This is a genomic window from Pseudomonas azotoformans (assembly GCF_900103345.1).
In the GTDB taxonomy this organism is placed as follows: domain Bacteria; phylum Pseudomonadota; class Gammaproteobacteria; order Pseudomonadales; family Pseudomonadaceae; genus Aquipseudomonas; species Aquipseudomonas azotoformans.
Map to the genome: position 1 here is coordinate 6,010,407 of NZ_LT629702.1, position 25,918 is coordinate 6,036,324.

Below are 25,918 nucleotides of genomic sequence, written 5' to 3' on the forward strand. Positions count from 1 at the left end.
AGAAGGGCACGTCCATGAGGCGGCCCCGGTCTCGGCAAGGACGCAGGCTTACCGGCCCGCGCCCTGGAGACTCGACGGACAATCCAATAACAAAATGAGGTTGTACCCCTATGCCAGTCGGCAACCCACTGCCCCATGGCGAGACCGCTCAAGGCGGCCCGCTCAAACGCGAACTCGGTGAACGGCATATCCGCCTGATGGCGCTGGGCGCCTGCATCGGCGTCGGCCTGTTCCTCGGCTCGGCCAAGGCCATCGAAATGGCCGGCCCGGCGATCATGCTGTCGTACATCATCGGTGGCCTGGCGATCCTGGTGATCATGCGCGCCCTCGGCGAGATGGCCGTGCACAACCCGGTCGCCGGTTCGTTCAGCCGTTATGCCCAAGACTATCTCGGCCCATTGGCGGGCTTTCTCACCGGTTGGAACTACTGGTTTTTGTGGCTGGTGACCTGCGTCGCGGAGATCACCGCCGTGGCGCTGTACATGGGCGTCTGGTTCCCGGATACGCCACGCTGGATCTGGGCCCTGGCGGCGCTGATCAGCATGGGCACCATCAACCTGATTGCGGTCAAGGCGTTCGGTGAGTTCGAGTTCTGGTTCGCCTTGATCAAGATCGTCACCATCATTGCCATGGTCATCGGTGGCGTCGGCATCATCGCTTTCGGCTTCGGCAATGAGGGCGTGGCCCTGGGGATTTCCAACCTGTGGGCCCACGGCGGCTTCATGCCCAACGGCGTGCAGGGCGTGTTGATGTCGTTGCAGATGGTGATGTTCGCCTACCTGGGCGTCGAGATGATCGGCCTCACCGCCGGTGAAGCGAAGAACCCGCAAAAGACCATTCCCAGCGCCATCGGCTCGGTGTTCTGGCGCATCCTGTTGTTCTACGTGGGCGCGCTGTTCGTGATCCTGTCGATCTACCCGTGGAACGAGATCGGCACCCAGGGCAGCCCGTTCGTGATGACCTTTGAACGCCTGGGCATCAAGACCGCCGCCGGCATCATCAACTTCGTGGTGATCACCGCCGCGCTATCGTCGTGCAACGGCGGTATCTTCAGCACCGGGCGCATGCTCTACAGCCTGGCGCAGAACGGCCAGGCGCCGGCCACGTTCGGCCAGACCTCCAGCAACGGCGTGCCGCGCAAGGCGCTGTTGTTGTCGATCTTCGCCTTGCTGCTGGGCGTATTGCTCAACTACCTGGTGCCGGAAAAAGTCTTTGTGTGGGTCACCTCCATCGCCACGTTCGGCGCGATCTGGACCTGGCTGATGATCCTGCTGGCCCAGCTCAAGTTCCGCAAAGGCCTGAGCCCCGCCGAACGGGCAGGGCTCAAGTACCGCATGTGGCTTTATCCGGTCAGTTCCTACCTGGCCCTGGCGTTCCTGGTGCTGGTGGTGGGCCTGATGGCGTACTTCCCGGATACCCGCGTGGCGCTGTATGTGGGCCCGGCGTTCCTGGTGTTGCTGACCGTGTTGTTCTACGTGTTCAAGGTGCAGCCGTTGAACACCGCCCAGGGTGCCACGCGCTCGGCGTGAAGCTCAATTGACCTGCTGTTGTGCCAGTTGCGCCGCTTCGGTCAACTGGCGCACCAGGCGATTGCGTTCGGCAATCTCCAGATCCACCAGGGATTGCCGACGTTCCAGATAGGCCTCCGAGCGCTTGTCCGGGATCTCCTGGTTCAGGCTGTTCAATTGGTGACTGACCACGTTCTCAATGGTCGAGAAGGGCTCCGGGTAACTGCGGGCCAGGTACTCGATCCAGAATTCCTCCATCAATAATGAGTTCTGCGCCGCCTGGGTGTTGCTCAGGGCCTCCAGGGTACGACGGGCAGCAGCGATGTCGTGTTCATCGACCCATTCCTCCACCGCATACAGCATTTCTTCGCGACGGATCGGCAGTTGGAATTGCGCGCGAAAACGCAGCCGGTAGTACAGCTTCACTTCCGCATCGTCCGGTTCCACCCCTGCTTCGCGCAGAGTCTGGATGTGTCTCTCGGCCAATTGGTCCACCTGGCGCAGGTAGAACAGCTGCCTGGCCAACTTCAGCAGTTCACGGTCGGCCTGGTTGCTGCCGGCCTGGGACCGGGCTTGGTGGACGATGTGTTCGATCTCCATATTGATAAACGCCAGGATGGCGCCGTCGCCGCAGGTGCCCTCGAGGTAGGTGTTGAGAAACACGCGCTCGCGCAGCTCGGTGGATTGCCCCATGGCATCGAGCAGGTGCCAGACCCGTTCGGTCAGGGCCTGCTGGCTGGCCGGGCTGTGGGTGTAGGCATATGACTGGGGCAGGTCGCGCAGCACCCGGAACGTGTCATCCGGGCTGGCACCCTCGTTGTTGCGCAACTGCTCCCACAAGGTCTGTCGTGCAGCGTGCTGCTCGACAGGCACGCCGGCCAGCCAGCGGTTGAAGTCAATCGACATGGCCTGTTGGTGCAAGATACCCGGCAACGTTCCACCGATGACAATCCCGGTGCGATGGCGATACTCGCGGATCCTGGCCAGGGTGGTCTCGCTCAAGGGGTTGTCATGCAGGACGGTGTTGCGGTTGGTCGGCCCCATGCGCACATCGGAAAATACTGCGTCGGGAATCGTGGTCAAGCGGTTTTCCTGCAATAGCAGGTGGCGCAGGCTGGTGCGGCTTTCGGCGCCGATGGGCCAGTGTTCAATGTTGGTCTGGCGCAGCGCCAGTACTCGCAGGCGGCTCATGCGCGAGATATCCGGCGTCAGCCCCAGGGGGTTGCCATCCAGGTGGAGTTCGTTCAACCGGGTCATGCTGGCCAGCCGCTGGCGGGACTCGCCTGTGAGTACGATCGCGTTGTCGCGCAAGTCCAGGTGCTCAAGCTGGGTCATCTGGGTCAGGCTGGTGGGCAGTTCACTGAGCATGCAGTCGATCTTCAAGTGGGTCAGGCCGGTGAATTTGCCGAGGAATGCGTTGCCTGTCGGCGGGAAGATATCGCCGTCGATCCGCAGGTATTCAATGTGCTCGAAACCCTGGGTACTCAAGATGAAATCAGGGTCGGGCAGGCTGTTGCCGTTCAGGCGCAGCAGCAGTTGATGCGTGTCGAACAGACCTGAGTCATTGTCGTACGCCACACGGCTTTCCTGGCGCCAGGCGCGCAGGATGCGGTCGGCGAGTTGGCGGCGCACACCGTAGTTCCAACCCACCGGGTCGGTGGCTGGGTCGTCGACGGCCTGGGGTGTTTCGATCCAGCGCTGCAATTCGAATTGCAGGGACTGATATTCGGCCTTGCGCCGTTGCAACTCGATCAACGCCGCCGGTTCACTCATACCCAGGCCGTCGATCAATTCCTGCGCGCGGAACTGGCTGAAGCTGGGATAGAGTTCGCGCACCTTGCTCACCAGGTCCACCGGTTGGTTCCCACTGAACGGCCAGAGCCCCCGCAGCGAGAACGGATAGGCAATGAATGAACTGTCGACCCGCATCGGCGGTTGCAGCCAATACGGGATATGGGGTAGGCCGAGCAGTTCCTTGATAGCGATGCGCTGGTTCAGCGCCAGTTCGGCGATGGTGTGTTGCACAGGGGACAGGTCGCCGCCATCGACGATCCCCAATGCCTTGCACTCGGCGTCTGACAGCAACAGGCTGATGGCATTGAGCAAGTCGCTGCCGACCTCGGCAGGCTCATTGAGCAAGCGGCCCTGCTTGTCGTAGGCGTGGAACCCACCGTTGAACCGGGCGAGTGTGCGCCGGTCGATGCCAGCAGGCTGGCCCGCGCTTTCCAGCAGGCGACCGTTGGCGTTGCCGTCGTGGATGTCCAGGCGCAGTTGCGGCGGCCAGCCGGGCAGATCCTTGAGCAGGTGCAAGGTGATTTTTTCGCTGTCGGGGTTGGCCAGGGTCTTGAGGTAGAGGCCCTCGAAGGCGCGGTTCAGGCGTACGTCATGGGTGGTGAGCCGGGCCTGTTCGGCCAGGCGCAGGCCGACCTGGCTGTGATCCTGCAGTTGCTTGAGCTCCTGTGGGCTGGCCTGTTCGAGGATGGCCGTGACCGCACTGCGGGGCATGTGTGGAAAACGCGATTTGAAGCGCTGTTCCAGCACGTTGCCGCCTTGCTCGCTTTGGGCATACAGGTTGTCGAACAATTGCGCGCGTTCATGGTAGGCATGCTCGGCAATTTTCTTCGCCAGTTTGAACAGACGCTCCTCCTCGGAGGCCGGCAGTTCACTGAGCAGTGCGCGGATCAGCGCATCGTTGCGTACCAGCTTTTTCAACGGTTCGCGGCTGCGGCTTTCGGCCTCGGTGAGGCGTATGGTCTCGGCCGAAGGGTTGCGCGTTGCGGGGTATTGGCGAATCACCGTGCCTTCGCTGTCGACGATCTCCAGGCGGTGGCTGCCAGGCCAATTGGGCAGGCGGCTGGCGAGCAGCAACTGCAGGGAAGGCCGGGCATTCTGCGTGGCGGAGTAGGTGCTCATGGCCTGGATAAAGTGCAGGATGTCGCGCTCGATGCGAAAGCGTTTGCACGTGTCTTCCAGTAACGGCGGCGGTGCCTGGTGGGTGCTGTGCACCTCGCGCAGCGCGCGAGCAGGCGTACCCGTGATTCTGAGGATGCGCGCGGCGGTGCGCTCGTCGACGTTGTACTCCTGGGCGCCCAGGCGATAGAGCAGGCGATGGTCGCTCCAGGCCATCGGGTTTTCGCTGGACAGGCGCCACGCGCCACGCCCGTTGTGTTCCAGCAGGGGCGTATCGACGCCGACCTTGCTGGGATGCTTGAGTCGCCACTTCAACACGCGGGTGTCAAACTCGATCGGGTACAGCGAGCCGTAGAGCGGCAGCAGGTGTTGCCCGTCCAGATCGTAGAGACCCTTGGTGTTGGGCTGCGCGCCCGTTGGCAGTACCCCATCGTATTCGTACTGGCGCAGCGAAAGGTCGAGCAGGCTGACATAGCCGCGGGGGCTGCGTTGGGCACTCATCAGATTGCCGAGTGTGTTACGCAGCCCCCGTGCATCAGAGGCTGATTGCATGCCCAGCTTCAGCCGCTCGTGGGGTTGCAGCACCGAGCCGATCGCCAGGTAGAAACTGTCGACGGCCGGCGACACCGGGATCGGCCCGCCGTTGCGCATGTCGTAGGCTTCATAGCGGCCCTCGCCGTAATGCAGCAGCTCGACCGTGGTGTCGTCGGGGCCCGTGGATACATAGCGTGGGGTGGCCTTGCTGGTCGCCAGCTCGGTGACGACGAACTGTCGATCCAGGACGTCGCGCAGCAGGCTGGTGGCAAACTCCCGGGCCCATTGATCGTTGTCGGCATGGAACACGCGCGGGTGGTACAGGCTGTCGAGGGCCACATCGATGCGCAGCGCGGCGCGGTGGTGGTCCAAGTGGTCACGTACCGACTGCGGCAACGTACCACTTTGCAGGAACGTGGCCTGCTGGCTCGCGTTCAAGGGCACTTCCTCCAGCAACTGTGCCAGGTTGGCCGGGGTCAATGGCGCAAACCTGTCGCGCAGTTTGCGCAGCACGGGCGTGATGGGCACCAGCGGTGGGGCGACCTTCAACGGGATAAACGCGCGCGCGGCATCCCCGGCGGGCAGTTCGTGCCGGGCATGTCCGGCATACCGGTACAAGGCACTGAACAGTGCCAGCCGATGGGCCTGGGCCAACTCGCTGATTTGCAGCCGCACACGCGCAATGCGTTGGGCCGGCGTCAAGTTCGGGCTGCCTTCCCTGCCCAGTAGCGAATTTGCAGGCTGTTGGTCGATGATCAGCTCGAACAGTTGCTCCTGGGAGGTGACCGTCGTGTCGGCGCCGTCCAGGGCGATATAGGTGCCATCGTCGCGGCGTTTGAGCTTGGTGATGCTGCCTGTGGCCGGTGGGGTGTCCGTGGCGGCATAGGTTTCGATGAGGGCGCCTTGGGCGTCATGCACCTGGATGGATACCTCGCTGGGCCACCCAGGCACTTGCGTCAACAGGCACAGCACGGCGCCATCGGCATGGGGCGGCATGTAACCGCGTCGGTGGAAGTCGCTGATCAACTGGTCGATCACCCGGTCGACCTGCAAGCGCCTGACCCCTTCGATCAGGTTGATGGGCGCCGGCTCTCCGGCCCATACGCTGTCCAGGGTGCTGCGGCTGGGCGCGATACTGCGCAGCATGTGGTCCATGTCCACCCTGGGCACCGGGCTTGAACCATTGGGCAGCATGCGCTCGATCAGTTGGATGTCCGACAGGGTGTGGGCGTTCTTCAGGTCCAGGGTCCAGGCTTGCAGGGCCGGGTTGAACACGATTGGCGGGGCGGCATTGCTGCCGTTTTCCTGTTTGAGCACAAACCCCAGGGCCTTCGGGTCATGGTCGACTTCAACCACCCGTTGCTGTTCGCCATGTTTCAACCACGCGTATTGCCTGCCATTGATCTGGTAGACGCCCTGCGCGTTCGGCGTCTGCCCGTTGAGCAGGTTTTGATCAAGGATCGCGTACGTGCCGATGTCCGGTTTCCATAGAACATCGGTACCGTCGCTGCGGGTCAGCTTCTGCGGGTTGCCCAAGCGTTGCAACAAACCCTGGATGCGCTGCTGGTGCACCCGGCCGGCCGTGGAGATCAGCAGGCCGTTGATTGCCAGGTCTGCGACATCTGCCATGGCGGCGGCCAAGTCGTTGGCCTGGCCTCTGGCGACTTCGTTGAAGCCGATGATGACGCTGTAGGTCAGGCTGCCAAATACCACCGCCTGCATCACCCGGTTCAAACCGGTGACGCCGCCGGGCATGGGCGTCAGCAATAGTTGCAGGATTTCATCGGCGATCGCCGCAGCACCTGCCATGACTGCTTGCAGGTCACGGGTCGAGCGACGGGTTGCCAACGTCGCGAGATTCGCCTGGTAGTGCTGGATGTGACGGTAGGTGAGGGCTTGCGCCAGGCTTTCGGTGCGCCCGTGTTTCGGGTCTGGCGTGAAGCGCAGGCCGTCGAGGGTCTTGGCCGGGAACAGGCGGTGGAAGGTGTCGTACAGGAAGCCCGCCGCGGCACTCAGGTTTTCCGGGCGCTGCTCGCTGGCGTCCAGGCGTTTGAACCCCTGCATTTCGGTCATCGGCAGTTGCCGTGAAAACCAGCCCAGGTCGTGCTTGCGATGGCCGTCCTTGAGTTGCTGCATGAAGTGGGCGTTGGCGGCGTTGGCATCCGCGTGGTAGTGCATTGCGCCGCCGGGACGAAACGGGAAATAAGACACCACCCCGAGGCTGCCCACGCGAATCAGCAGCAGGGGCACCGGGATGGTCTCGCCGGACGGCACGAACGGCACCGCCGGCAGCAGCGTGACACCGGTGCTCATCCCCAGTGTTTCAAATTCCAGTGCCGGGCCACTGCCATCAATGGCTTGGGTCAGGCGGTCGTAGAGTTCCCGGGTGAGCCCGGTGACGGCACGGTTCCGGTAGGCTTCCAAGGCTTCGAACCTGAGGTTTGCGAGCGTGCTCTCGTGCAGCAGCCGTTGCAGTTTTCCGTCCTTGCCCAAGGTCGCCCTGAGGGTGGTATCCAGTTGCCCACCGAGGTCCAGGTCGCGGGCGATGTCGACAAAGGCTTTGACGGTCAGCTGTGGGTTTTCATTGCCCGTCAGGTAGGCGGCATCGATGAAGGTGGTCCCCGAGCGCTGCGGTGTGCTGGTGGCGAAGTCGAAATTCAGGCAGGCCGCCTCCCACAACGACAGGCTGGACACGTGCGAGCGATATTTCCATTCGTCGTAGGCGCGGCGAAAGCGCCGCAGGTTCGGCGAGAGGCTGGTGGTGCTGGTGCGCGGTTCCCAGGGCAGTGGCGCCTGCACTTCCTCCAGATAGCGGGTGTGCAGGAACACGTGCAGAGGGTCCTGATTGCCGATGCGCTCGCGCAATCGGGCCAGCCCCTGGGTCTTGAACGTGTTGATCAGGTTGTGGTTTTCGGACTCCACTGCGGTAAGCGCCTGGAGCGCTTCGCGTTGCAGCCATACATAAGTGCGCTGTTGGTCCGGGGTGAGGCTGTCGAGTGTGCGTGTGAGGGTGCGCCGGATCTGTGCCAGGGCTTGCTGTTGGCCCCAGGCGTCGCTCGATTGCAGGTTGCCCGACAGACCGTTGAGCAGTTGATGGGTTGGCATGGACCATTTCCTTTCACCGTTGAAGTGGAAGGAAATGGAATCACCCTGCCGGTTTTACCGGGCGCTACCTATGTAGCGCGGGCTTGTGGGCCGAGTCCAGGCGCTTGAGCATGTCCAGCCAGACGGCGAGGCCCACCATCAACAGCGCACCGGCCACGGCGGTGGCCAGTTGCATGGCGACGGCATCGTTGGCCAGGGCGTTGATCATGTCTGCCAAGGGCGCCAGCACCACCCCCAGGCAGAACACTTCCAGGGAATAGCGGCCCATGCGGCAGACCTCAGTGGCAACACGGTTCTGCGTCCAGCCGTGGTGGGGCAACAGCTTCGCCGTGACGTAGGCCAGGGCGAGGAAATGCAAGAGTCGCACCGGTGACAAATCGGTCTTGCTGATCGGGTACAGCCCGTCACTGAGCCACGCCGGCATCCACGCGTCGTGCACTTCGGGCCAGCGCCACGACAGGGTGATCACCGCAGCCAGCAATACATACAGCGCGCACGCGACAAACAGCGGCTGGCGCGACAAGGGGCGTACCTGCGCCGGTTTCGGCCGCTGGCTGTACACCGCCGCCGCGCCGCCGAGCACGAACAGCAACTGCCAGGTGACCGGGTTGAAGTACCACACGCCATCGGCAATCGCGCGCAGGTTCCAGCCCATCCACGGCGCCATCAAGTAGATCGCCAGCGACACGGCCACCACGGCCTCTACCTTGCGCATCATCATCGGCAGCACCAGCGCCAGGCCGCCCAACAGCACGATATACAGCGGCAGCGGGTCCATCAGGTTGGGCTTGAAGCGCAGCAGCAGTTCGTCGGTCAGCGCCTGCTGCGGGTGGGTGACGAAGTGTGTCAGGCCCATTTCCTCGACCAGGTCGCGGGTTTCCACATGGCTGTTGGCAAAGAACACGATGCCCATCAGCAGCGCCAGCAAAAAGATATGCACCACGTACAGCACCCAGGTGCGGCGCAGGATTTTCAAACTGGCCAGCCAGTAGCCGTCGCGCCGCAGGATCTTGCCGTAGGCGAGCACGGCAGCAAAGCCGGCGAGGAACACGAACACCTCCGCCGCGTCGCTGAAACCGACGTTGCGCAAGGTGATCTGGCCGAGAGGGTTGTGGGGGACGTGATCCCAGAAAATGAAGATCAACGCCAGGCCCCGAAAAAAATCGATGCGTGGGTCGCGTCCGTCAGGCATGGCTACGGGCTCTTGAATATCAGGTTTAACAAGGACAGGTGAGCGTGGGCGTTGTCGTACGCCGCACGTCGGGCGGGCGCAGGTTGGCGGTATTTGTAAGCAATTGCAAAGGTTGGGTATTACTGAATGTCTCTAGACATCAATGATGACCCGCGTGCCATGGCGGCCGCCGAGCAAGGCGTGAGCGATACCCGCTTCCACCCGGCCCAACTGCGTCGATCTCCAACTGTACGGCAGTTGCCCGGCGATGGCAGCGAAGTCTAGTAACGGCATGTGAATCTCCTTGTTTCAACGATGCCGTCGGTGGTCCGGTTCAGCGGTGAGGGTCGCTATCTTGATGCTACGCGGCGCTGGCTTCGTGGGGTTCGAAACTATCCGCCCGTGCCATCTGCCACATCCGCGAATAGAACTCGCCGTTCACTTCCCCTGTGAGCAGTTCGCCGGGCTTGAGGAACACATGCAATTGCGAGAACAACTTGATCTCGGTCGCCGACATACGCCGCACCAGGTGCTTGGCCGACAGTTGCGACGGATGCTCCAGGCCCGCCGCCGCGAGCATTTCCGCCAGGGCCTTGAGGGTGTTGCGGTGGAAGTTGAACACGCGCTGGGCCTTGTCCGGCACCACCAGGGCGCGCTGGCGCAGCGGGTCTTGAGTCGCCACGCCGGTCGGGCATTTGTTGGTGTGGCAGCTTTGCGACTGGATGCAGCCGATGGCAAACATGAAGCCGCGTGCCGAGTTGGCCCAGTCAGCACCGATGGCCAGTACGCTGGCGATATCGAACGCGCTGACGATCTTGCCGCTGGCGCCGAGCTTGATCTTGTCGCGCAGGTTCAGGCCCACCAGGGTGTTATGCACGAACAGCAGGCCTTCACGCAGCGGCACGCCGATATGGTCGGTGAATTCCACCGGCGCGGCGCCGGTGCCGCCCTCCTTGCCGTCGACCACGATAAAGTCCGGGAGGATGCCGGTTTCGAGCATGGCCTTGGCGATGCCCATGAATTCCCATGGGTGACCCAGGCAGAACTTGAAGCCCACCGGTTTGCCGCCGGACAGTTCACGCAGTTGGGCGATGAACTGCATCAGTTCGATCGGCGTGGAAAACGCGCTGTGGCGCGACGGCGAGATGCAGTCTTCACCCATCAGGATGCCGCGTGTGTCGGCGATTTCCCGGGTGACCTTGTGCTTGGGCAGGATCCCGCCGTGGCCAGGTTTGGCGCCTTGGCTCATCTTGATTTCGATCATGCGCACTTGCGGGTTCTGCGCCTGTACGGCGAAGCGCTCCGGGTCGAAACGGCCATCGCTGGTGCGGCAGCCGAAATAACCGCTGCCCAGTTCCCAGGTCAGGTCGCCGCCGTTTTCGCGGTGGTAGGGGCTGATGCTGCCTTCGCCGGTGTCGTGGGCGAAGTTGCCGAGCTTGGCGCCCTGGTTCAGCGCGCGAATCGCGTTGGCGCTCAATGAACCGAAGCTCATCGCCGAGATGTTGAACACCGATGCCGAGTACGGCTGCGTGCACTGCGGGCCGCCGACCATCACGCGAAATGCGCTGGGGTCGCTGAGCGGCGCCGGGCGCATGGAGTGGCCGATGAATTCGAAGCCCGACTGGTACACGTCGATCAGGGTGCCGAAGGGTTTGTCGGCGCTTTCGTTCTTTGCCCGCGAGTAGACCAGCGAGCGCTGGGCACGGGAGAAGGGCAGGGCATCGCTGTCGGATTCGAGCAGGTACTGGCGGATCTCCGGGCGGATGGCTTCCACCAGGTAACGGATATTGCCCAGGATCGGGTAATTGCGGCGCACGGCGTGGGGGCTTTGCAGCAGATCGAAGAGGCCGATCAGGCTCAACACGCCGGTGACCACCGTGATGGGCCACAGCCATTCGTGTTCGATAAAGGGGAGACTGGCGAGGGTGAAGATGATGCACACGGCAAAGAAGGCGTAACGGCTTAGCAAGGACAGGCTCATACGGTTTCCTTGGGTTCAGACTCTTTTGGTCGGTCCGGCATTCTGCGCCTGTAAGGAAACCCTAGACAACCTGTGGGAATGTTCAATTTGACCCGCTGGATGAGACGGACTGGCCTGATACAGATAGCTTGCGGCTATCAGTGACTTCGAAGTGGGCCCGGTTGTCGGTGGTTGAATCACCCCCAACGAACAGGGTGAAGGTGCCGGCTTCCACCCTTGGCTCAAAATCCGCATCCAGCACTGCAAAGTCATTTTCATCGAGGGTGAAAACCACCTCCTGGGTTTGGCCGGGTCTTAAATGCACTTTGCGAAAGCCGCGTAACTGGCGCACAGGGCGGGTGACGCTGGCGACATTGTCCCGCAGGTACAACTGAACAATTTCATCGCCTGCGCGTGAGCCGGTATTGGTGACGCTGGTCGTTACAGTCAAGCGCTGGCTGGAGCCGAGGCGCGTGTTGCTCAATTGAGGAGTGCCGTAGCTGAACGTGGTGTAACTCAGGCCAAAACCGAAAGGGTATAACGGGGTCGAGGGTTGATCGATGTAACGCGATGTCCAACTGTCGTCCTGGTCAACAACCGGACGTCCGGTGTTTTTGTGCGCGTAGTAGATGGGAACCTGCCCCACGCTGCGGGGGAAGGTCATGGGCAGTTTGCCGCTGGGGTTTGTGTCGCCAAATAGTACATCGGCCACGGCGTTACCTGCTTCAGTACCCAGAAACCAGGATTCGATGATCGCCGGTGCTCGCTCAACGGTGCCGGTCAATGCCAGTGGGCGCCCATTCATCAGGATAACGACTACGGGCTTCCCGGTTTTCAAGAGAGCCCGCAGGAGGGCATTCTGGGCGCCGGGCAGGTCCAGGCTGGCACGGCTGTTGGCTTCGCCGCTCATGTTTGAGGTTTCACCCAATACCGCAACGATCACATCGGCCTCTTGGGCAGCGTTTTGTGCCGCTGCAATACCCTGGGTGTCCTGGCTTGACGGTGAAGCGCCGGGCACATAGATCACTCGACTGGCGGGGGAGGCGGCGTTCTGTATGCCTTGCAGAATTGAGATCGCCCCAATGGGTCGCTCCGCAGCCATACAGTTTTCCAGGCTGGCAGCGACATCCGTTGCGAGGCTGCCGACGACCAGAATCTTTTGAAGATCTTTCGACAAGGGCAGTAAGGAATCGGCATTTTTCAGCAGCACGATGGACTTTTGTGCGGCTTCTCGGGCAAGTGCGCGGGCTTGCGGGGTCTGGGACAGCAAGCGTTGCCGGGTTGCATCACTGTAGCGATAGGGATCATCGAACAGGCCCAGCCGTTGCTTGGCCTTGAGTACGTGGCGTACGGCGTTGTCCACGGTCGCCATGGACACTTGGCCGTTTCTCACCAGATAGGGCAGGTTCTGCCTGAAAAACTGGTTGGCCATTTCTACCTCCAGGCCTGCGCCTATCGCTTGACGTGACGCGTCCAGGGGCGTCGCTGCAATGCCATGGGTGATCAATTCCGACAGTGCGCCATGGTCCGAGACGATCATTCCCGAAAACCCCCATCGCCGACGCAGCACACCGTCAAGCAGTGCCTGGTTGCTGGCCATCGGCAGCCCCTCAAGTTCGTTGAAAGCCGGCATGATGGCATCGACGCTTGCCTGAACGGCGGCCTGAAAGGGTGGCAGGTAGACTTCCCACAGCGTGCGTTGCGACAGGTCTACGGTGTTGTAGTCGCGTCCTGCTTCGGCAGCGCCGTATGCCACGAAATGTTTCGCGGTGGTTAACATGAACGCCGTACTGGTCGGCCCGTCCCCATGAAAACCCTTGATTCGCGCCCTCGTCATAGCCGAGCCCAAAAACGGGTCTTCTCCCGAGCCCTCCACCACGCGTCCCCAACGTGGGTCGCGAGTGATATCGATCATCGGCGCCAACGTCCAATGCACGCCACTGGCCGTCGCCTCCACTGCGGCGGCATGCGCGGTGCGCTGGGTGAGATCAGGCTCCCAGGCACTGGCTTCGGCAAGGGGTACCGGGAACATTGTGCAAAAACCGTGAATGACGTCTAGAGAAAACAGCAAAGGAATATGCAGTCGCGAGCCTTCCACCACCAGACGCTGCAATTGACGGGTTTTTTCTGCACCGCCGGCGCCTATCACTGCGCCAACATCAGTCATCGCCAGGTGTTTCTGGCTTTGCAGATTAATGATGGCCCCGTCAGGGGTGTCCACTATGTGCAACATCGTCAGTTGGCCCACCTTTTCTTCAAGGGTCATCTGCGCCAGTAGGTGCTCGACCCCATCATCCTGTGCCATCGCCACCAACGGCAGGTAAGTCAGCAGCAGGATCAGCAGTCGACGCTCCATGCGTGCGTTCCGAGGCAGTGGGTTTACGTGGAGTGTCTGGCTAGCAGCTAACAACGTCTACTGTGAGTTCTGACAGGTCTATGCTTATTGCAATCGGTTCTCGTTTGGGTGCATCATTTATGTTACTGTATAACGCATATTTCGCACCCAGACGCCCCGGAGGCCTTATGAAAGCTGGTATCCACCCCGACTACCGCACCGTGCTGTTCCACGACACCGCCGCCGATGTGTTCTTCCTGATCGGCTCCACCGCCGACAGCGACCGCACCCATAAACACAGCGACGGCAACACCTACCCGTACATCCCGCTGGACGTGTCCAGCGCCTCGCACCCGATCTACACCGGCCAACAGCGCAAGACCCAGGCCGAAGGGCGGATCGCCGGGTTCAACAAGCGGTTCGCGTCGTTTGGTTCGAGCCCGAAAAAAGCCGAGGCGTGAGGAACAGACGCTTCACCTCGAAAGCCGCTCCAGTTTCTGGAGCGGCTTTTTTGCGTTGATATCCAAAGGCCATCACTTCGTGTAAAACCGACTAAACTACTCAGTAATCGCCAGGAGGCAGCCCCGAACCTAAGGAACGCACACCGACGATCCGAGGTGTCCCATGGGAGAGTCAGTTACTTTCACCGATATCGACCGTGACGTGGTGCTGCTGATCGATGCCCACCCGGATGTACTCCACAGCCTCACGCAACTCTTGCGGGTCGAGCCGTTTGACCTGTACAGCGCCACATGTGCCGCCGATGCCCTGGCCATCCTTGCCCGCCAACCCGTTGACCTGGTGGTGAGCGCCGCGCGCCTCCCGGACATGGATGGCGCTTCATTGCTGGCGCATATCCACCAGCATTACCCCCACACCGTGCGTATTCTGCTGACGGGCGAGACCGACCTGACCCTGATCGTGAAAGCCATCAACGAAGGCGAGATCTATCGCTACCTCAGTAAACCCTGGAAAGATGAAGAGTTGCTGCTGGCCCTGCGCCAATCCCTGGCCCATCAGCGTTCCGAGCGTGAACGCCTGCGCCTCGAACACCTGATCCAGCAGCAGAACGATGAACTCAAACAGCTCAACGCCACCCTGGAAAAACGCGTGGCCGCGCGTACCAGCGAGCTGCAGCAAACCGCCGACATGCTCGACCTGGCCTATGAAGAGCTCAAGCACAGCTATGCCACCGGTGCCGAAGTGTTTTCGTTGTTGGCTAATTTGCGCCTGCCCCGGTCCAAACAGACCAACCGGCAAATCATCGAACTGGTGCGTACCTGGTGCAACACCCATGGCCTGGACGAGGCCAGCAACCGCGACCTGACCATGGCCGCCGCGCTCTACAACATCGGCAAGCTGAGCTGGAGCGACAGCATGATGGCCTCCCCGTCGGACCTGCTGCACAGCACCGACCGCGAGCGTTACCGAGGCTACCCCGGCCAGAGCGAATCGCTGTTGATGACCCTGGAGCCGATGAAGGATGCGGCGCGGATCATTCGCCATCACCAGGAACGCTGGGACGGTACAGGGTTCCCCGACCATCTCAAGGGCGAGGCGATTCCTTTCGGTTCTCGCCTGCTCAAGCTGGCGGTGGATTTCATCGAATTGCAAAAGGGCCTGATCCTTGAGCGGCAGATGAACAGCGATGAAGCGCTGCTGTACATCCGCAAGTACGCCGGGCGCCTTTATGATCCGGAGCTGGTTGAAGATTTTGTGCTGGCCTGCGCGGCGTTTCTCAGTGACGTGACGCTGGGCGATCCAACGGTCAAGGTGTTCACCACCCGCGAGCTGGAGGCCGGCATGGTCCTGGCCCGCAACCTCAACGCCGACAACGGCATGCTGCTGCTCAACGCCGGCAAGGTGCTGAACCTGCCGCTGGTGGACAAGCTGATCGCGTTCGAGGCGATGGAAGGGGCCAAGTACAGCGTGTTTATCAAGGTGCCCGATGGGGCGCCGTTATTGACGTAGCGTCTTCTAAACGCCCCAGACTCTTCGCCGGCTGGCGTGATAGTCATAGATGCCTTTGAGCAGATAGACATCTCTCTCGCCTTCCTTGCCGGTTTTCTCAAACGCTACGCGCCATGAACCGCGGCCCGAGCCTGGATCCAGCTGGGGTAAGTCGACATAGGTATTGGCGCCAATTTTTTTCCGACTGATACGGCCGCCCTGGATATCCTGGATGATCTCCTCAAGTTTGTTTTTGGCATTGGTGGGTAACAGGGGTAGCTGCGTTTCTGCCAGTTCGTCCAGCTTGACGATGTTGGTGGCCGCCTCGTTGGGTGGTACGGGGGCAGGCGGGGGGGAAATGTCGGGTCGCCCCGATGGTTTTTCAACTTTGTGTGTGCGGGGGCGTGGCGGGGTCAATTCCAACGGTGTTGAAAACTTCGGAATGGTTTTTTCAAATTCAGCGACGGTGACACTGTCGATTACTTTTAAGCCAGAGGCTGTTCCGGTGCGTTCGCCGTAAGACAATGCAATGTAAGGAACTCCATATTTCTTGAAGTCATCGGAAATAGAGTCGACGCCGAGTGTATTGAGAAGCTCGTGGCGTTTTTCGATTCTGAACGCTTCCAGCGCTTCTTTACTTTTGGGGCTGGACAGCAATTGTTGCAGTGCGTCATTGAAAGTTATTTTGTGATTGGCGGCTATTTTCTCGACGATCTCTCGTCGTCCTTTTTCTCTCAAGAACGCCTCGATAGTGTCGTTGCTCCACGTCGACAGGTGGTATTTCCTGTCGAATTTATCAAGGCTTTTAAGTTGCTTGTAGGTGAATGCGTAGCCGACGAGTTTTGCGCCCGTATCGTGGTCAGCAATACTGATCGACGCCCTGATATGTTTGGCGAAGTCATCATTCTTTCCGATGAGACGTTTGATTTTTATAAACAGATTGTCCAGTTCAATGGGCGAGAGCGTCAGGTGTTCGGATAAAAAATGAGTGGTCTTGTTCAGGTGCGTGTAAACGTGCGCGTCGAATTCAATCATTAACAAGGCTTGGCGTAGTTGGGGCGGACGCGCAGATCCCTGCTGCCCCCAGACAATGCGCCGTAAGGTGCTTTCATCGACATTCAACTGTTGCAGTGCGTTATCCCAAAGCCGACGTTTCTGAAGGACCGTCAGTTCCTTGAGCAGCGCTTCGCCGTGCTCGGCGGGTGAAAACATGCGCAATGCGGCGAGCAAGTCATCATCCACTTGCTGTTCAGGCGTACGCGTTCTCAGCACACCCAATACCGCTCCGCCGCCTCGCGTGGTTCGTTCAAAGCGCGGTTTCCAGCTTTTTGCATCTCCCGGCACCACCATGAAGTCTACGTTGATCCCCGTCGGGTCTTTGACATACCGGGCACCGTCCTCCACATAGGACGCATACAAATGGTAGCGACCATCCTCAGCCCGCATGGCGATAAAGTGCTGGTTGCGACTGTCTATGAAACTGGGCGCGCCCAGTCTGCGGGACAGCCTGTACTGATGGGTCTGGGCAAAGTCGTCGACGTCGAAGAGCGCATCGATCTGTTTCGGCAGTCGGTAGCTCGCCACATCGACCCAGGCCGGGTCCAGCGGTCGGATAGAGGGCTTGGCGATGGCAATGTAGGGTGTTTTGTCTGCACCGATTTTCCGGATCAGCCCCGGAATGGCACGGCCCAGTTTCTGCGCGTTGTTCACCCCTCTGACGATGTAGCGATGGGCTACGCTCCGTAGGGTTTTGAACAGTGACAGCCCCAGCAGGAAGTCGGCCACTTCGACGGAAAACAGAAAGCCATTTGCCGCCGATTCAAGGGCAATTTCCGCGTTGGTCCGCGAACGGTAGTCGGCATGGGCGAGCTGAAAGCCCAGCTGCGCCGAATACAGGTACGCATGCAGATCACCGGTAATTGGCGTCACGGCATAGCGGTGCACGCTACGGGTATCGCTGAAAATCCGCGCCAGTTCCCGTGCATCGCCAGTGGCCATGCGCTGGGTGAAATAGGCGCGCCATTCAGGTTTGGCCTTCAGTGCGTCGAGTTCCACCAGCCCCAGCACCAGTTCCCGGAAGGGCGCGTTGTCGGGAGCCTGCGGGGTGTAAAGGACACAGACGCCGCCCGGCTTGGTGCCTTTGCGCTGGATGACCAGTACGCCATTGATGACCTGGCCGCCCTGGCCACCTTCCAATCCGCCCCCCATGACCAGCGTGTTGACCTCGATATCGGATCGGCCCACAGGCGGGCGGGTGGTCGAGTCGGGATACTCGGCAACCGCTTTTATCCAGTCCATTCCACCGCCGGGCGTCTTGAAGCTGAACAATTCGTAGACCGCCGGGTTCAATCGGCTCTCCTGCGCATCCTTGCGCAATGCCGCCGCGCTCGCCCGCTGCCAGGCGCTGGCAAAGGCGCGTCCCTCGCCATGGGGCAAGAAGGCCGACCTGAGGTACGCCTCGTACTGTGTGCCAACATCCGCCTGTCGGGCGAGCGCACGTAGATCGGCATCCTCAAGCCGACCGCGCTTTTGTCCCGAGGCGTCGACAATGTCGGCGCTGGCGCTGATCGTCCGGTGCAGCTCATGGGCGGACCACGGGTCGACGTTGCGCCGGGCGTAACTGCCCAGTGTGCGCAGGTCCACCACGACTTTTGCGTTCCAGGTGCCGAAGGTCAGCGTGCGCTCTGGCAGCACCTGCGGGATGTCGATTTGCGGGTCTTCGCTGATGTACACGACGTCGGAGGCCGCATCGCGATAGCCCGTGACCTTGACCTCCATCGAGGCGCTCACGCGCAGCCTGACCAGGCTTTTGTAGGGCGCCAGGTCGACAGCGGCATATTCCGGTTTTTGCAGTTTCAGCACCTTGCCGGTTTCCTGTTCGGCAAACACGGCAAATGGCGCGATGTTCTCCAGCAGGGGGGCGAGCACTTCATGGCTGTCAATCAGGGCGGTTTCGAGTTGCTGGTACTGTTGCCGGTCGGCCGGGCTGGCCGCTGTCAGCCAGTCGGGGTCACGCGGCGCCACCAGGCGCAGGTTGCGGCTCGCCAGGGCGGCAGAGACATCCAGTTGGGGCGCCAGGTCGGCGGCCCTGTCGAGGTCGCCGGCCAGTGGCAATGGATCCTTGCGCAGGGTCGCTTGGGTATTGAAGTACTGCCGCACCCGCAGTGAGTGGATATGGTCTGCAAGCACATCCGCTTCGATCAGCGGCGGGTTAGTGGTCAGCACGGGCAAGCTGGCCAGAGGGGCTTGATCGGCCAATGGCAGGCTGGCGAGCAGCCGCTGGCCGGCCGATCCACCTGCGTTCAAGCGTGCCCCCACGGTGTGATTCAACTGCCCCAGGTGCTCAAACTCCTCGAATCCTTCGCCTGGACTGAAGAGCAATACCTGCCCCTGTGGCGGTGTGCCGCCCGTGTTATTGAGGATGAACGCGCCGGCGAATGCGCTGCCGTTCTCCAAGGCCAGCCTGTAGGCGCCGGGTCGTTGGCCGGCGGGGAATAGCGTTTCCCGTGCCGCCGCCGTCGGGTATTTCAAGACGCTGTCCGCCAGCGCCCGCGCCGCCGCCGATAAGGTGCCGTCCAGCGTGCGCAAGGCCAATTGATGGGCCAGTACCTGGCGACGCAAGGCGACCAACTGTGCCTCGGTGGTGGGTTGATCGCTTTCGCGGAATGTCCAGAACTCATTGAGCTTGATCGTCAAGGCTATTTCCAGCACGCCGGCCAGTGTCGCGGTCGGGCTGGCGGGGGACAGGCGTTTGTCTTCCTCCACCGTATCGCTTTCCCGGTAGAAGGCCCCGCTTTCTTGTGCCAGATAGGCGTCTGCGTCGGGGCTTCTTAATCGGGTCAGGAGTGAGCCAAGGGACTCACTGCCCAGCAGTTGTTTTTCGCCGTCGGCGTCTTCGCGGTAGCGGCTGTAGAAAATCCGATCTGGATGGATGGGCCGAGGCAAGTCGGGAAACACCGCGGCCAATTGCTGCTGATACACCGTTTCCAGGCTCGGCTGTTCCTGGAGCAGCGCGTCGGTCTGGGCATTGAGCCTGGCGAGGGCCTGGATGAGCTGCGTCTGCTGCTGGTCGATGGGTTGATGGGCCGCTGGCACCACCGGCATGGTCACGGGTTGCAAGGGGTCGACAGGTGCGCTGTCGGGAGGGGAGGGGGGTAATGAACTGTGCATGTGTGAACTCGTATGAAGGGCGCGTGCCGCGCACGGCTGAATCTGAGTTCGGAGTCTAGGGTTGGCGCTCAAGGGCGTTGCGGTGCATGTGTGTCGGTGCGGCGGCGACCGGGAGCGATCAATTGCCTGGCGCGCAGGCGCGTGTAATCCTTGCCGGCTTTTCTCCTCAGGTGTTTATTACATGCCCATGACTATCCGCATCGCCGCTGCCCTCCTGATCGGCAGCGACGGCCAGACCCTGCTGGTGCGCAAGCGCGGCACCCAGGCCTTCATGCAGCCTGGCGGCAAGATCGATGCGGGCGAGCAACCTGCGCAAGCCTTGGCCCGTGAGCTTCACGAAGAACTGAACCTGCAGATTGAGCCCAGTGCCGCGCAGTACCTCGGCCAGTTCTCGGCACCGGCGGTCAACGAACCAGGCTTTACCGTACAAGCCGACCTGTTCCAGGTGCACATCGACGTCGCAGTGACGCCCGCCGCGGAAATCGAAGAAGTACGCTGGATCGATCCGATGGGCGATGGCGGACTGCACCTGGCACCGCTGACGCGCGACGTGATCCTGCCGTTCTACCGAGAATTGAAAACCCGGTGATCTCCGCTCAGCGCACCGCGCTGACCCCATCCAGGGTGGAGAACGAGGTGTCCTTGGCCGTCAGCAGGAAGTCGCGCATGTACGGTGCATCCAGCATGTCGGCGCGGATGCCGGCGTACAGGGTCGCAAACAGACCCTTTTCGCCCAGGCGCTTGGCCTTCACGTAACCGCGCGAACTGTACTCATGCAATGCCCAATGGGGCATGCCGCACACGCCACGGCCGCTGGCCACCAATTGCATCATCATCACCGTCAGTTCCGAGGTGCGCACCTGGGCGGGTTCCACATCCGCCGGCTCCAGGAAGCGGGTGAAGATGTCCAGGCGGTCGCGCTCCACCGGGTAGGTGATGAGGGTTTCGGTCAGCAGGTCCTGCGGCACGATGTAGGCCTTGTGAGCCAGCGGGTGCTGATTGGCCACCGCGAGCATGGCTTCATAGGTGAACAGCGGCACATAGGTGATGCCGGGCAGCTCAAGCGGGTCGGAGGTCACCACCAGGTCCAGGTCGCCACGGGCCAGGGCCGGCAGCGGCGCGAAGGCGAACCCCGAGGCCAGGTCCAGTTCGACTTCCGGCCACGCATCGCGGAACTGATCGATGGTCGGCATCAACCACTGGAAGCAACTGTGGCACTCGATCGCCATGTGCAAGCGCCCGGCGGTGCCGCCGGCCAAGCGCGCGATGTCACGTTCGGCGCCGCGCAGCAGCGGCAGGGTGGCATCGGCCAGTTGCAGCAGGCGCAGGCCGGCGCTGGTGAAGCGCAACGGTTTGGTCTTGCGCACGAACAGCGGCATGCCCAGGCGTTCTTCCAGCTCTTTGAACTGGTGGGACAGCGCCGACTGCGTCAGGTGCAGGCGTTCGGCGGCTTCCACCAGGCTGTCGGCTTCGCGCAGGGCGTGCAGGGTCTTGAGGTGGCGGATCTCGAGCACGGGTTCTCCATGAACATAATTTGTGACGAATCGGAATGGCGTGAGTTTGTCTCATGTTGCAAGCCGTGTCGACCATGACCGTTGAGCGCTCTTCATCAAACTGTCACGCAACTGTGGCAGCGCGCTTGAACAAACTTCATCAGACTCGCGCTCTACTGGGGTTCTGCGTTTCGGTGTTTTTCATGCGCGTGTTGTTTTTACTGGCCGCCTTAGTGTTCGGCCTGCCGTCTTTTGCGGCTTCTCGATGTGATGTCAATGTCCCGACCCAAACGGTCGACCTGGCTCAGGTAAGCATCGCCTACCAGAGCATCGGCCGTGCGTCCGACCCTGCCTTGCTGCTGGTGATGGGCCTGGGCGGGCAGTTGATCCACTGGCCCGACGAGGTGGTTGTTGCCTTGTGCCAGCAAGGTTTCCGGGTGATTCGCTATGACAATCGAGACGTCGGCCTGTCCACCTGGCGCCAGGCCCCGGCCAACGCCAACCTGACCTTTGAAGTGCTGCGCTACAAGCTCGGCCTCCCGGTGGCGGCGCCTTATACGCTGACCGACATGGCCGATGACGCCATCGGTTTGATGGACGCGTTGCAGGTCCAGCAATTCCACGTGCTGGGCGCGAGCATGGGCGGGATGATCGCCCAGCACCTGGCCGCCATGGCGCCGCAACGGGTCGAGAGCCTCACGCTGATCATGACCAGCTCCGGCGCCGAAGGCCTGCCCGCACCGAATGCCGCGCTGGTGCAACTGTTGTCGCGACGCAGCGCGCCGAATCGTGAAGTGGCGCTGGAGCAGCAGGCCGACTTGCTCGCCGCACTGGGCAGCCCGAACGTCAAGGATGATCGCCAGTCGCTGTTGCACCAGGCGGCGCTGTCCTACGACCGCGCCTTCAACCCGGACGGCGTGAAGCGCCAGATCATGGCGATCCTCGCCGAACCGAGCCGCGTGCCGTTGCTCAACCAACTGCGCGTGCCGACCCTGGTGGTGCACGGCACTGCCGACCCGTTGCTGCCGGTGATGCACGGCGTGCACCTGGCGGCGCATATCCAGGGCAGCCAGTTGAAGCTGATTCCCGGCATGGCCCATCGGTTCCAGGAGGCGTTCAAGGCGCCACTGTTGACGGCCGTGTTGCCGTACCTGCAAGCCCATCGCGAAGATGCGGCGCACTGGGCGCAGATTGACCTGGGCGAGCCTTCGAAGGTGTTGTGACATTGGTGTATCGTGCAACCTTTACGGCGCATTACTGCCAGCGAGGTTGCCTGCCATGAGTACTCCCCTGAAAATCGATTTCGTCAGCGATGTGTCCTGCCCCTGGTGCATCATCGGCCTGCGCGGCCTGACCGAAGCCCTCGACCAGCTTGGCGCCGACGTGCAAGCCGAGATCCACTTCCAACCGTTCGAACTGAATCCGAACATGTCCGCCGAAGGGCAGAACATCGTCGAGCACATCACCGAGAAATATGGCTCCACCGCCGAGCAATCCCAGGCCAACCGCGAACGCATCCGCGACATGGGCGCCGGGTTGGGCTTTGCGTTCCGCACCGACGGCCAGAGCCGCATCTACAACACCTTTGACGCGCACCGCCTGCTGCACTGGGCCGGTCTGGAAGGTTTGCAGTACAACCTCAAGGAAGCGCTGTTCAAGGCGTACTTCTCCGATGGGCAGGACCCGTCCGACCACGCGACCCTGGCGATCATTGCCGAGAGCGTCGGGCTGGATATCCAGCGTGCAGCCGAGATTCTGGCCAGCGACGAGTACGCCGCCGAAGTCCGTGAACAGGAACAGCTGTGGATCTCCCGTGGCGTGACCTCGGTGCCGACCATCGTGTTCAACGACCAGTACGCCGTCAGCGGTGGGCAGCCGGCGGAAGCTTTTGTAGGCGCCATCCGGCAGATCATCAGCGAATCCAAAAACTAACGCCGAACGCAGGTCAAAATGTGGGAGGGGGCTTGCCCCCGATAGCGGTGGTTCAGTCAAGACATGTGTTGACTGACACTCTGCTACCGGGGGCAAGCCCCCTCCCACATTGTTCTCCATTGGTCTTGAAACAGGTGCTGGCCCGTCCCTTGCATTGACCCTTTAAAGCCTTAAGGGACACTGCCTTGAACATTCTTGACCTCGACCACAGCCTCACCGGCCAGGCACCGATTGCCCGGCGCCTGGCCAGTGGCCGCGCCCACCGTATCGACCTGCTGGACCTGGGCCCCAAGCTGCGCCTGTGGTCCACCGAAAAAACCTGGAAGCGCTTCGCCGAACGTCTGGCCCAAAGGCCTCGGCCCAAAGACGCACGGCCGGAAATCCTGTTTGTCGGCTCCGGCGATTATCACCACCTCACGCCGGCATTCCTGGCTGATTTGAAAGAGCCCATCAGCCTGATCCACTTCGACAACCACCCCGACTGGGTGCGCTTTGCGCCCAAGCGCCACTGTGGTTCGTGGGTCAACCGCGCGCTGAAGATGCCGGCGATCAAACGCATCGTCACCCTCGGCCCGTGCAGCGACGACCTGCACAACCCACAACTGCGGGGCGGCAACCTCGGGGCGCTCAAGCGCGGGCAATTGCAGTTGTTTCCCTGGCAGCATGCCCCCTCCAAAGTCTGGGGGCGGGTAGGGGACGGTGCCGGCCACCAGCAGCAGGAAAACCACCTGCATTGGCGCAATCTGGCCGAGCTGGACTGGGCGGCATTCCTGGAGCAGATGATCGGTAGCCTGCCCACCGAGGCGATCTGGATCACCATCGACAAAGACGTGCTCGCCAGTGAAGACGCCGCCACTAACTGGGACCAGGGTGGCATGCGCCTGACCCACCTGCTGCAAGCCTTGCGCGCATTGGCGGCGCGCAAGCGCATCATCGGCATCGACGTGTGCGGCGAGTTCGCCACGCCGGCGTTCAGCAATGCCTTCAAGCGTTGGGAAGCCAAGTCCGACCAGCCGCCGCCCGAGCGCTGGAGTGCGCAAGACTTGCAGCGCAATGCCGCGACCAATGAAGCCCTGATCGATCTGTTTGAGGAGCTGTTCCCGTGACCTTGACCGTGGTGTTGCTGGTGGCGTTTTCCATCGTGCTCGATGTGATTGGCCAGCTGTGTTTCAAGATCGGCCTGGACCGTTTGCCTGAACTGGACGGTGGTTTTCGCCTGAATGCGTTCTGGGGCCAGGTGTTCAATGCGCCGTTGCTATGGGCGGGGATCGGCGCCTATGCCATCGAATTTTTCGTGTGGCTCGAAGCCCTCTCGCGCGCGCCGCTGAGCCTGCTGTTTCCGGCGGCCGCGCTGGCGTATTGCGGCGTGGTGCTGGCGGGCAAGGTGGTGCTGGGCGAAACCGTCAGCCGGCGCCGTTGGCTCGGTACGCTGGTGATTACCTTGGGTGTGATGTTGGTGGCGATTGCAGGGAGTCAGGCATGAGTACGCAAACGATGAATACCGGATGGTTGCATGGGCGTTTGGGCACGGTGGTGCTGTGGGCCTTGCTGATCTGCACGGAAAGCGCCGGCCAGTTGTTTACCAAAGTCGCTGGCGACCAGTTGGGGCAGATGGATTTCAACTGGCAGTGGCTGGGTGAGGTGGTGCGCAACCCTGGGATCCTGGCGGCGATTGCCAGCTACATCGGCGCGTTTTTCGTGTGGATGCTGATCCTGCGGCGCAGCAGCCTGTCCCTGGCGTTTCCGCTGAGTTCACTGGTGTTCGTGGTGGTGTTGCTGGGTTCGTGGCTGGGGCTGGGGGAACATATCAGCCCGCTGCACTGGGTGGGGGTGGCGGTGATTATCGGTGGTATAGCCCTCCTGGCGGAAGGCGAAGAAAACTGATCACTTTGGTCTGGTTTGATTTGATTTTTGTGGTGAGCGGGCTTGCCCCGCGCGAGGCAAGCTCGCTCACCACAAAATCCCGGTTTCAGCCCTAGTTGTTGCGGTGCGCTACCAGAAAGCCCAACCCGTGTGACACCGGAAGCTGCTTGACCCCCGCCTCACGCTGCTGCTCGGCAATCTCCCGATGAAACGCCTTCACTTTGGTCCAGTGCATCTTCGGCCGGTAGTGGTGCTCGGCGTGGTAGCCGTTGTTCATCCAGATCAGGTTGTACAACACACTGTAGGAACTCACGCCCCAGGCGATCGGCAGGTCCGGGTTGCCGCCGAAATGCTCGTAGTAGCCATTGAGCGATGACAGGCACTGGCCCAGGTACCAGAACGGCAACAGCCACAGCACCGCCTGCCAGTTGTAGAACGCCAGCGCGATGTAGAACGCCACGGTCACACCGATCTCGACTTTCACCCAGCGCGCATCGGCCGGGCGTTTGCGCTTCATCTCGTCATAGAAGGGCTTGGGGTCGTCGCGGAAAAAACTCAGGAAGGTATAGGCCCACGGGTTTTCCGGTTGGCCATCGCGACCACGCTGGTAGATCGACAGCGGGTCGATGGTCTTGCCATCCGGCCCCGGCAGGTCGGCGTTGCCACGGTGGTGGCGGTTGTGGATGTCGCGGTAGAGCGTCTGGGAGAAACCGATGGTCACCGACAGCAGCAGGTCGAAGGCCCGGTTCATGGCGCGATGGGTGAAGTAGGCGTTGTGGATCTGGTTGTGGGAGATGCTGTTGATGCTCCACGACAGGCTCACCGCGTAGAGCAGCGCCAGCGGCACCAGGGCCCACCAGCTCAGGCTATGGAACGCGGCAACCAGCCAGACGACAAACGCGAAATGTGCCAGGCCCAGGACGATGGGCACCAGGTCCCAGAGCGAGTGGTGCAGCAGGCGGTAAGCGGGGCGAGCCATGAAAAGTG

At 61.7% G+C, this 25,918-nt stretch carries 17 protein-coding genes; 9 read left to right on the forward strand and 8 right to left on the reverse strand.

Annotation, left to right across the window (positions count from 1 at the left end):
* The first annotated feature begins 110 nt into the window (after positions 1-110).
* Positions 111-1,529, forward strand: a complete 1,419-nt coding sequence (locus tag BLR69_RS27240) for an amino acid permease (protein ID WP_071492706.1) — start codon at positions 111-113, stop codon at positions 1,527-1,529.
* 3 nt (positions 1,530-1,532) lie between these two features.
* Here BLR69_RS27240 and BLR69_RS27245 read toward each other — a convergent pair whose 3' ends face one another.
* From BLR69_RS27245 to BLR69_RS27260, 5 genes are all read right to left on the reverse strand, one after another.
* Positions 1,533-8,057: an NEL-type E3 ubiquitin ligase domain-containing protein gene (locus tag BLR69_RS27245; protein WP_071492705.1), complete on the reverse strand. Its 6,525-nt coding sequence runs from the start codon at positions 8,055-8,057 to the stop codon at positions 1,533-1,535.
* Positions 8,058-8,121: 64 nt separating this feature from the next.
* Positions 8,122-9,249 carry an OpgC family protein gene (locus BLR69_RS27250; RefSeq protein ID WP_071492704.1) on the reverse strand — a complete coding sequence of 376 codons (1,128 nt, stop codon included), beginning with the start codon at positions 9,247-9,249 and terminating at the stop codon, positions 8,122-8,124.
* 132 nt (positions 9,250-9,381) lie between these two features.
* Complete coding sequence (locus tag BLR69_RS30975; RefSeq protein ID WP_166794325.1) at positions 9,382-9,522, reverse strand: hypothetical protein; 141 nt, start codon at positions 9,520-9,522, stop codon at positions 9,382-9,384.
* Between the two features lie 67 nt (positions 9,523-9,589).
* Positions 9,590-11,209 (reverse strand): FMN-binding glutamate synthase family protein, encoded by a 1,620-nt coding sequence (locus BLR69_RS27255; protein WP_071492703.1) that lies wholly within the window; start codon positions 11,207-11,209, stop codon positions 9,590-9,592.
* 82 nt (positions 11,210-11,291) lie between these two features.
* Positions 11,292-13,544 carry a glycoside hydrolase family 3 N-terminal domain-containing protein gene (locus tag BLR69_RS27260; RefSeq protein WP_071492702.1) on the reverse strand — a complete coding sequence of 751 codons (2,253 nt, stop codon included), beginning with the start codon at positions 13,542-13,544 and terminating at the stop codon, positions 11,292-11,294.
* 167 nt (positions 13,545-13,711) lie between these two features.
* Here BLR69_RS27260 and BLR69_RS27265 point away from each other — a divergent pair, with 167 nt between their 5' ends.
* Entirely contained in the window at positions 13,712-13,984 is a 273-nt protein-coding gene (locus tag BLR69_RS27265; RefSeq protein WP_071488679.1) for a type B 50S ribosomal protein L31, read from the forward strand.
* A 163-nt stretch (positions 13,985-14,147) separates the two neighbouring features.
* A complete protein-coding gene (locus BLR69_RS27270; protein WP_071492701.1) occupies positions 14,148-15,494 on the forward strand; it encodes an HD domain-containing phosphohydrolase in 1,347 nt (448 codons plus the stop codon).
* A gap of 6 nt (positions 15,495-15,500) precedes the next feature.
* On the opposite strand, the gene BLR69_RS27275 is transcribed toward BLR69_RS27270, so the two are convergent.
* Positions 15,501-19,643 (reverse strand): DUF6543 domain-containing protein, encoded by a 4,143-nt coding sequence (locus BLR69_RS27275; RefSeq protein ID WP_134434973.1) that lies wholly within the window; start codon positions 19,641-19,643, stop codon positions 15,501-15,503.
* A gap of 181 nt (positions 19,644-19,824) precedes the next feature.
* On the opposite strand from BLR69_RS27275, the gene BLR69_RS27280 reads away from it, so the two are divergent.
* A complete protein-coding gene (locus BLR69_RS27280; protein WP_071492699.1) occupies positions 19,825-20,232 on the forward strand; it encodes an NUDIX hydrolase in 408 nt (135 codons plus the stop codon).
* A 7-nt stretch (positions 20,233-20,239) separates the two neighbouring features.
* Here BLR69_RS27280 and metR read toward each other — a convergent pair whose 3' ends face one another.
* Positions 20,240-21,157, reverse strand: coding sequence for a transcriptional regulator MetR (gene metR / locus BLR69_RS27285; protein ID WP_071492698.1), 918 nt, complete (start codon positions 21,155-21,157; stop codon positions 20,240-20,242).
* A gap of 182 nt (positions 21,158-21,339) precedes the next feature.
* Here metR and BLR69_RS27290 point away from each other — a divergent pair, with 182 nt between their 5' ends.
* The 5 genes from BLR69_RS27290 to BLR69_RS27310 all read left to right on the forward strand — a co-directional run bounded on the left by BLR69_RS27290 (position 21,340) and on the right by BLR69_RS27310 (position 24,952).
* Positions 21,340-22,359 (forward strand): alpha/beta fold hydrolase, encoded by a 1,020-nt coding sequence (locus BLR69_RS27290; RefSeq protein ID WP_071492697.1) that lies wholly within the window; start codon positions 21,340-21,342, stop codon positions 22,357-22,359.
* 55 nt (positions 22,360-22,414) lie between these two features.
* The gene (locus tag BLR69_RS27295) at positions 22,415-23,068 is read left to right on the forward strand and encodes a DsbA family oxidoreductase (protein ID WP_071492696.1); all 654 of its coding nucleotides are present in this window, start codon (positions 22,415-22,417) and stop codon (positions 23,066-23,068) included.
* Between the two features lie 185 nt (positions 23,069-23,253).
* Complete coding sequence (locus BLR69_RS27300) at positions 23,254-24,174, forward strand: arginase family protein (RefSeq protein WP_071492695.1); 921 nt, start codon at positions 23,254-23,256, stop codon at positions 24,172-24,174.
* Complete coding sequence (locus BLR69_RS27305; protein ID WP_010212789.1) at positions 24,171-24,551, forward strand: DMT family transporter; 381 nt, start codon at positions 24,171-24,173, stop codon at positions 24,549-24,551. The genes BLR69_RS27300 and BLR69_RS27305 overlap by 4 nt, the downstream gene beginning before the upstream one ends.
* Positions 24,548-24,952: a DMT family transporter gene (locus BLR69_RS27310; protein WP_058423798.1), complete on the forward strand. Its 405-nt coding sequence runs from the start codon at positions 24,548-24,550 to the stop codon at positions 24,950-24,952. The genes BLR69_RS27305 and BLR69_RS27310 overlap by 4 nt, the downstream gene beginning before the upstream one ends.
* 91 nt (positions 24,953-25,043) lie before the next feature.
* Here the strand turns inward: BLR69_RS27310 and BLR69_RS27315 are convergent, their stop codons facing one another.
* Complete coding sequence (locus BLR69_RS27315) at positions 25,044-25,910, reverse strand: fatty acid desaturase family protein (protein ID WP_071492694.1); 867 nt, start codon at positions 25,908-25,910, stop codon at positions 25,044-25,046.
* Positions 25,911-25,918: the final 8 nt, after the last annotated feature.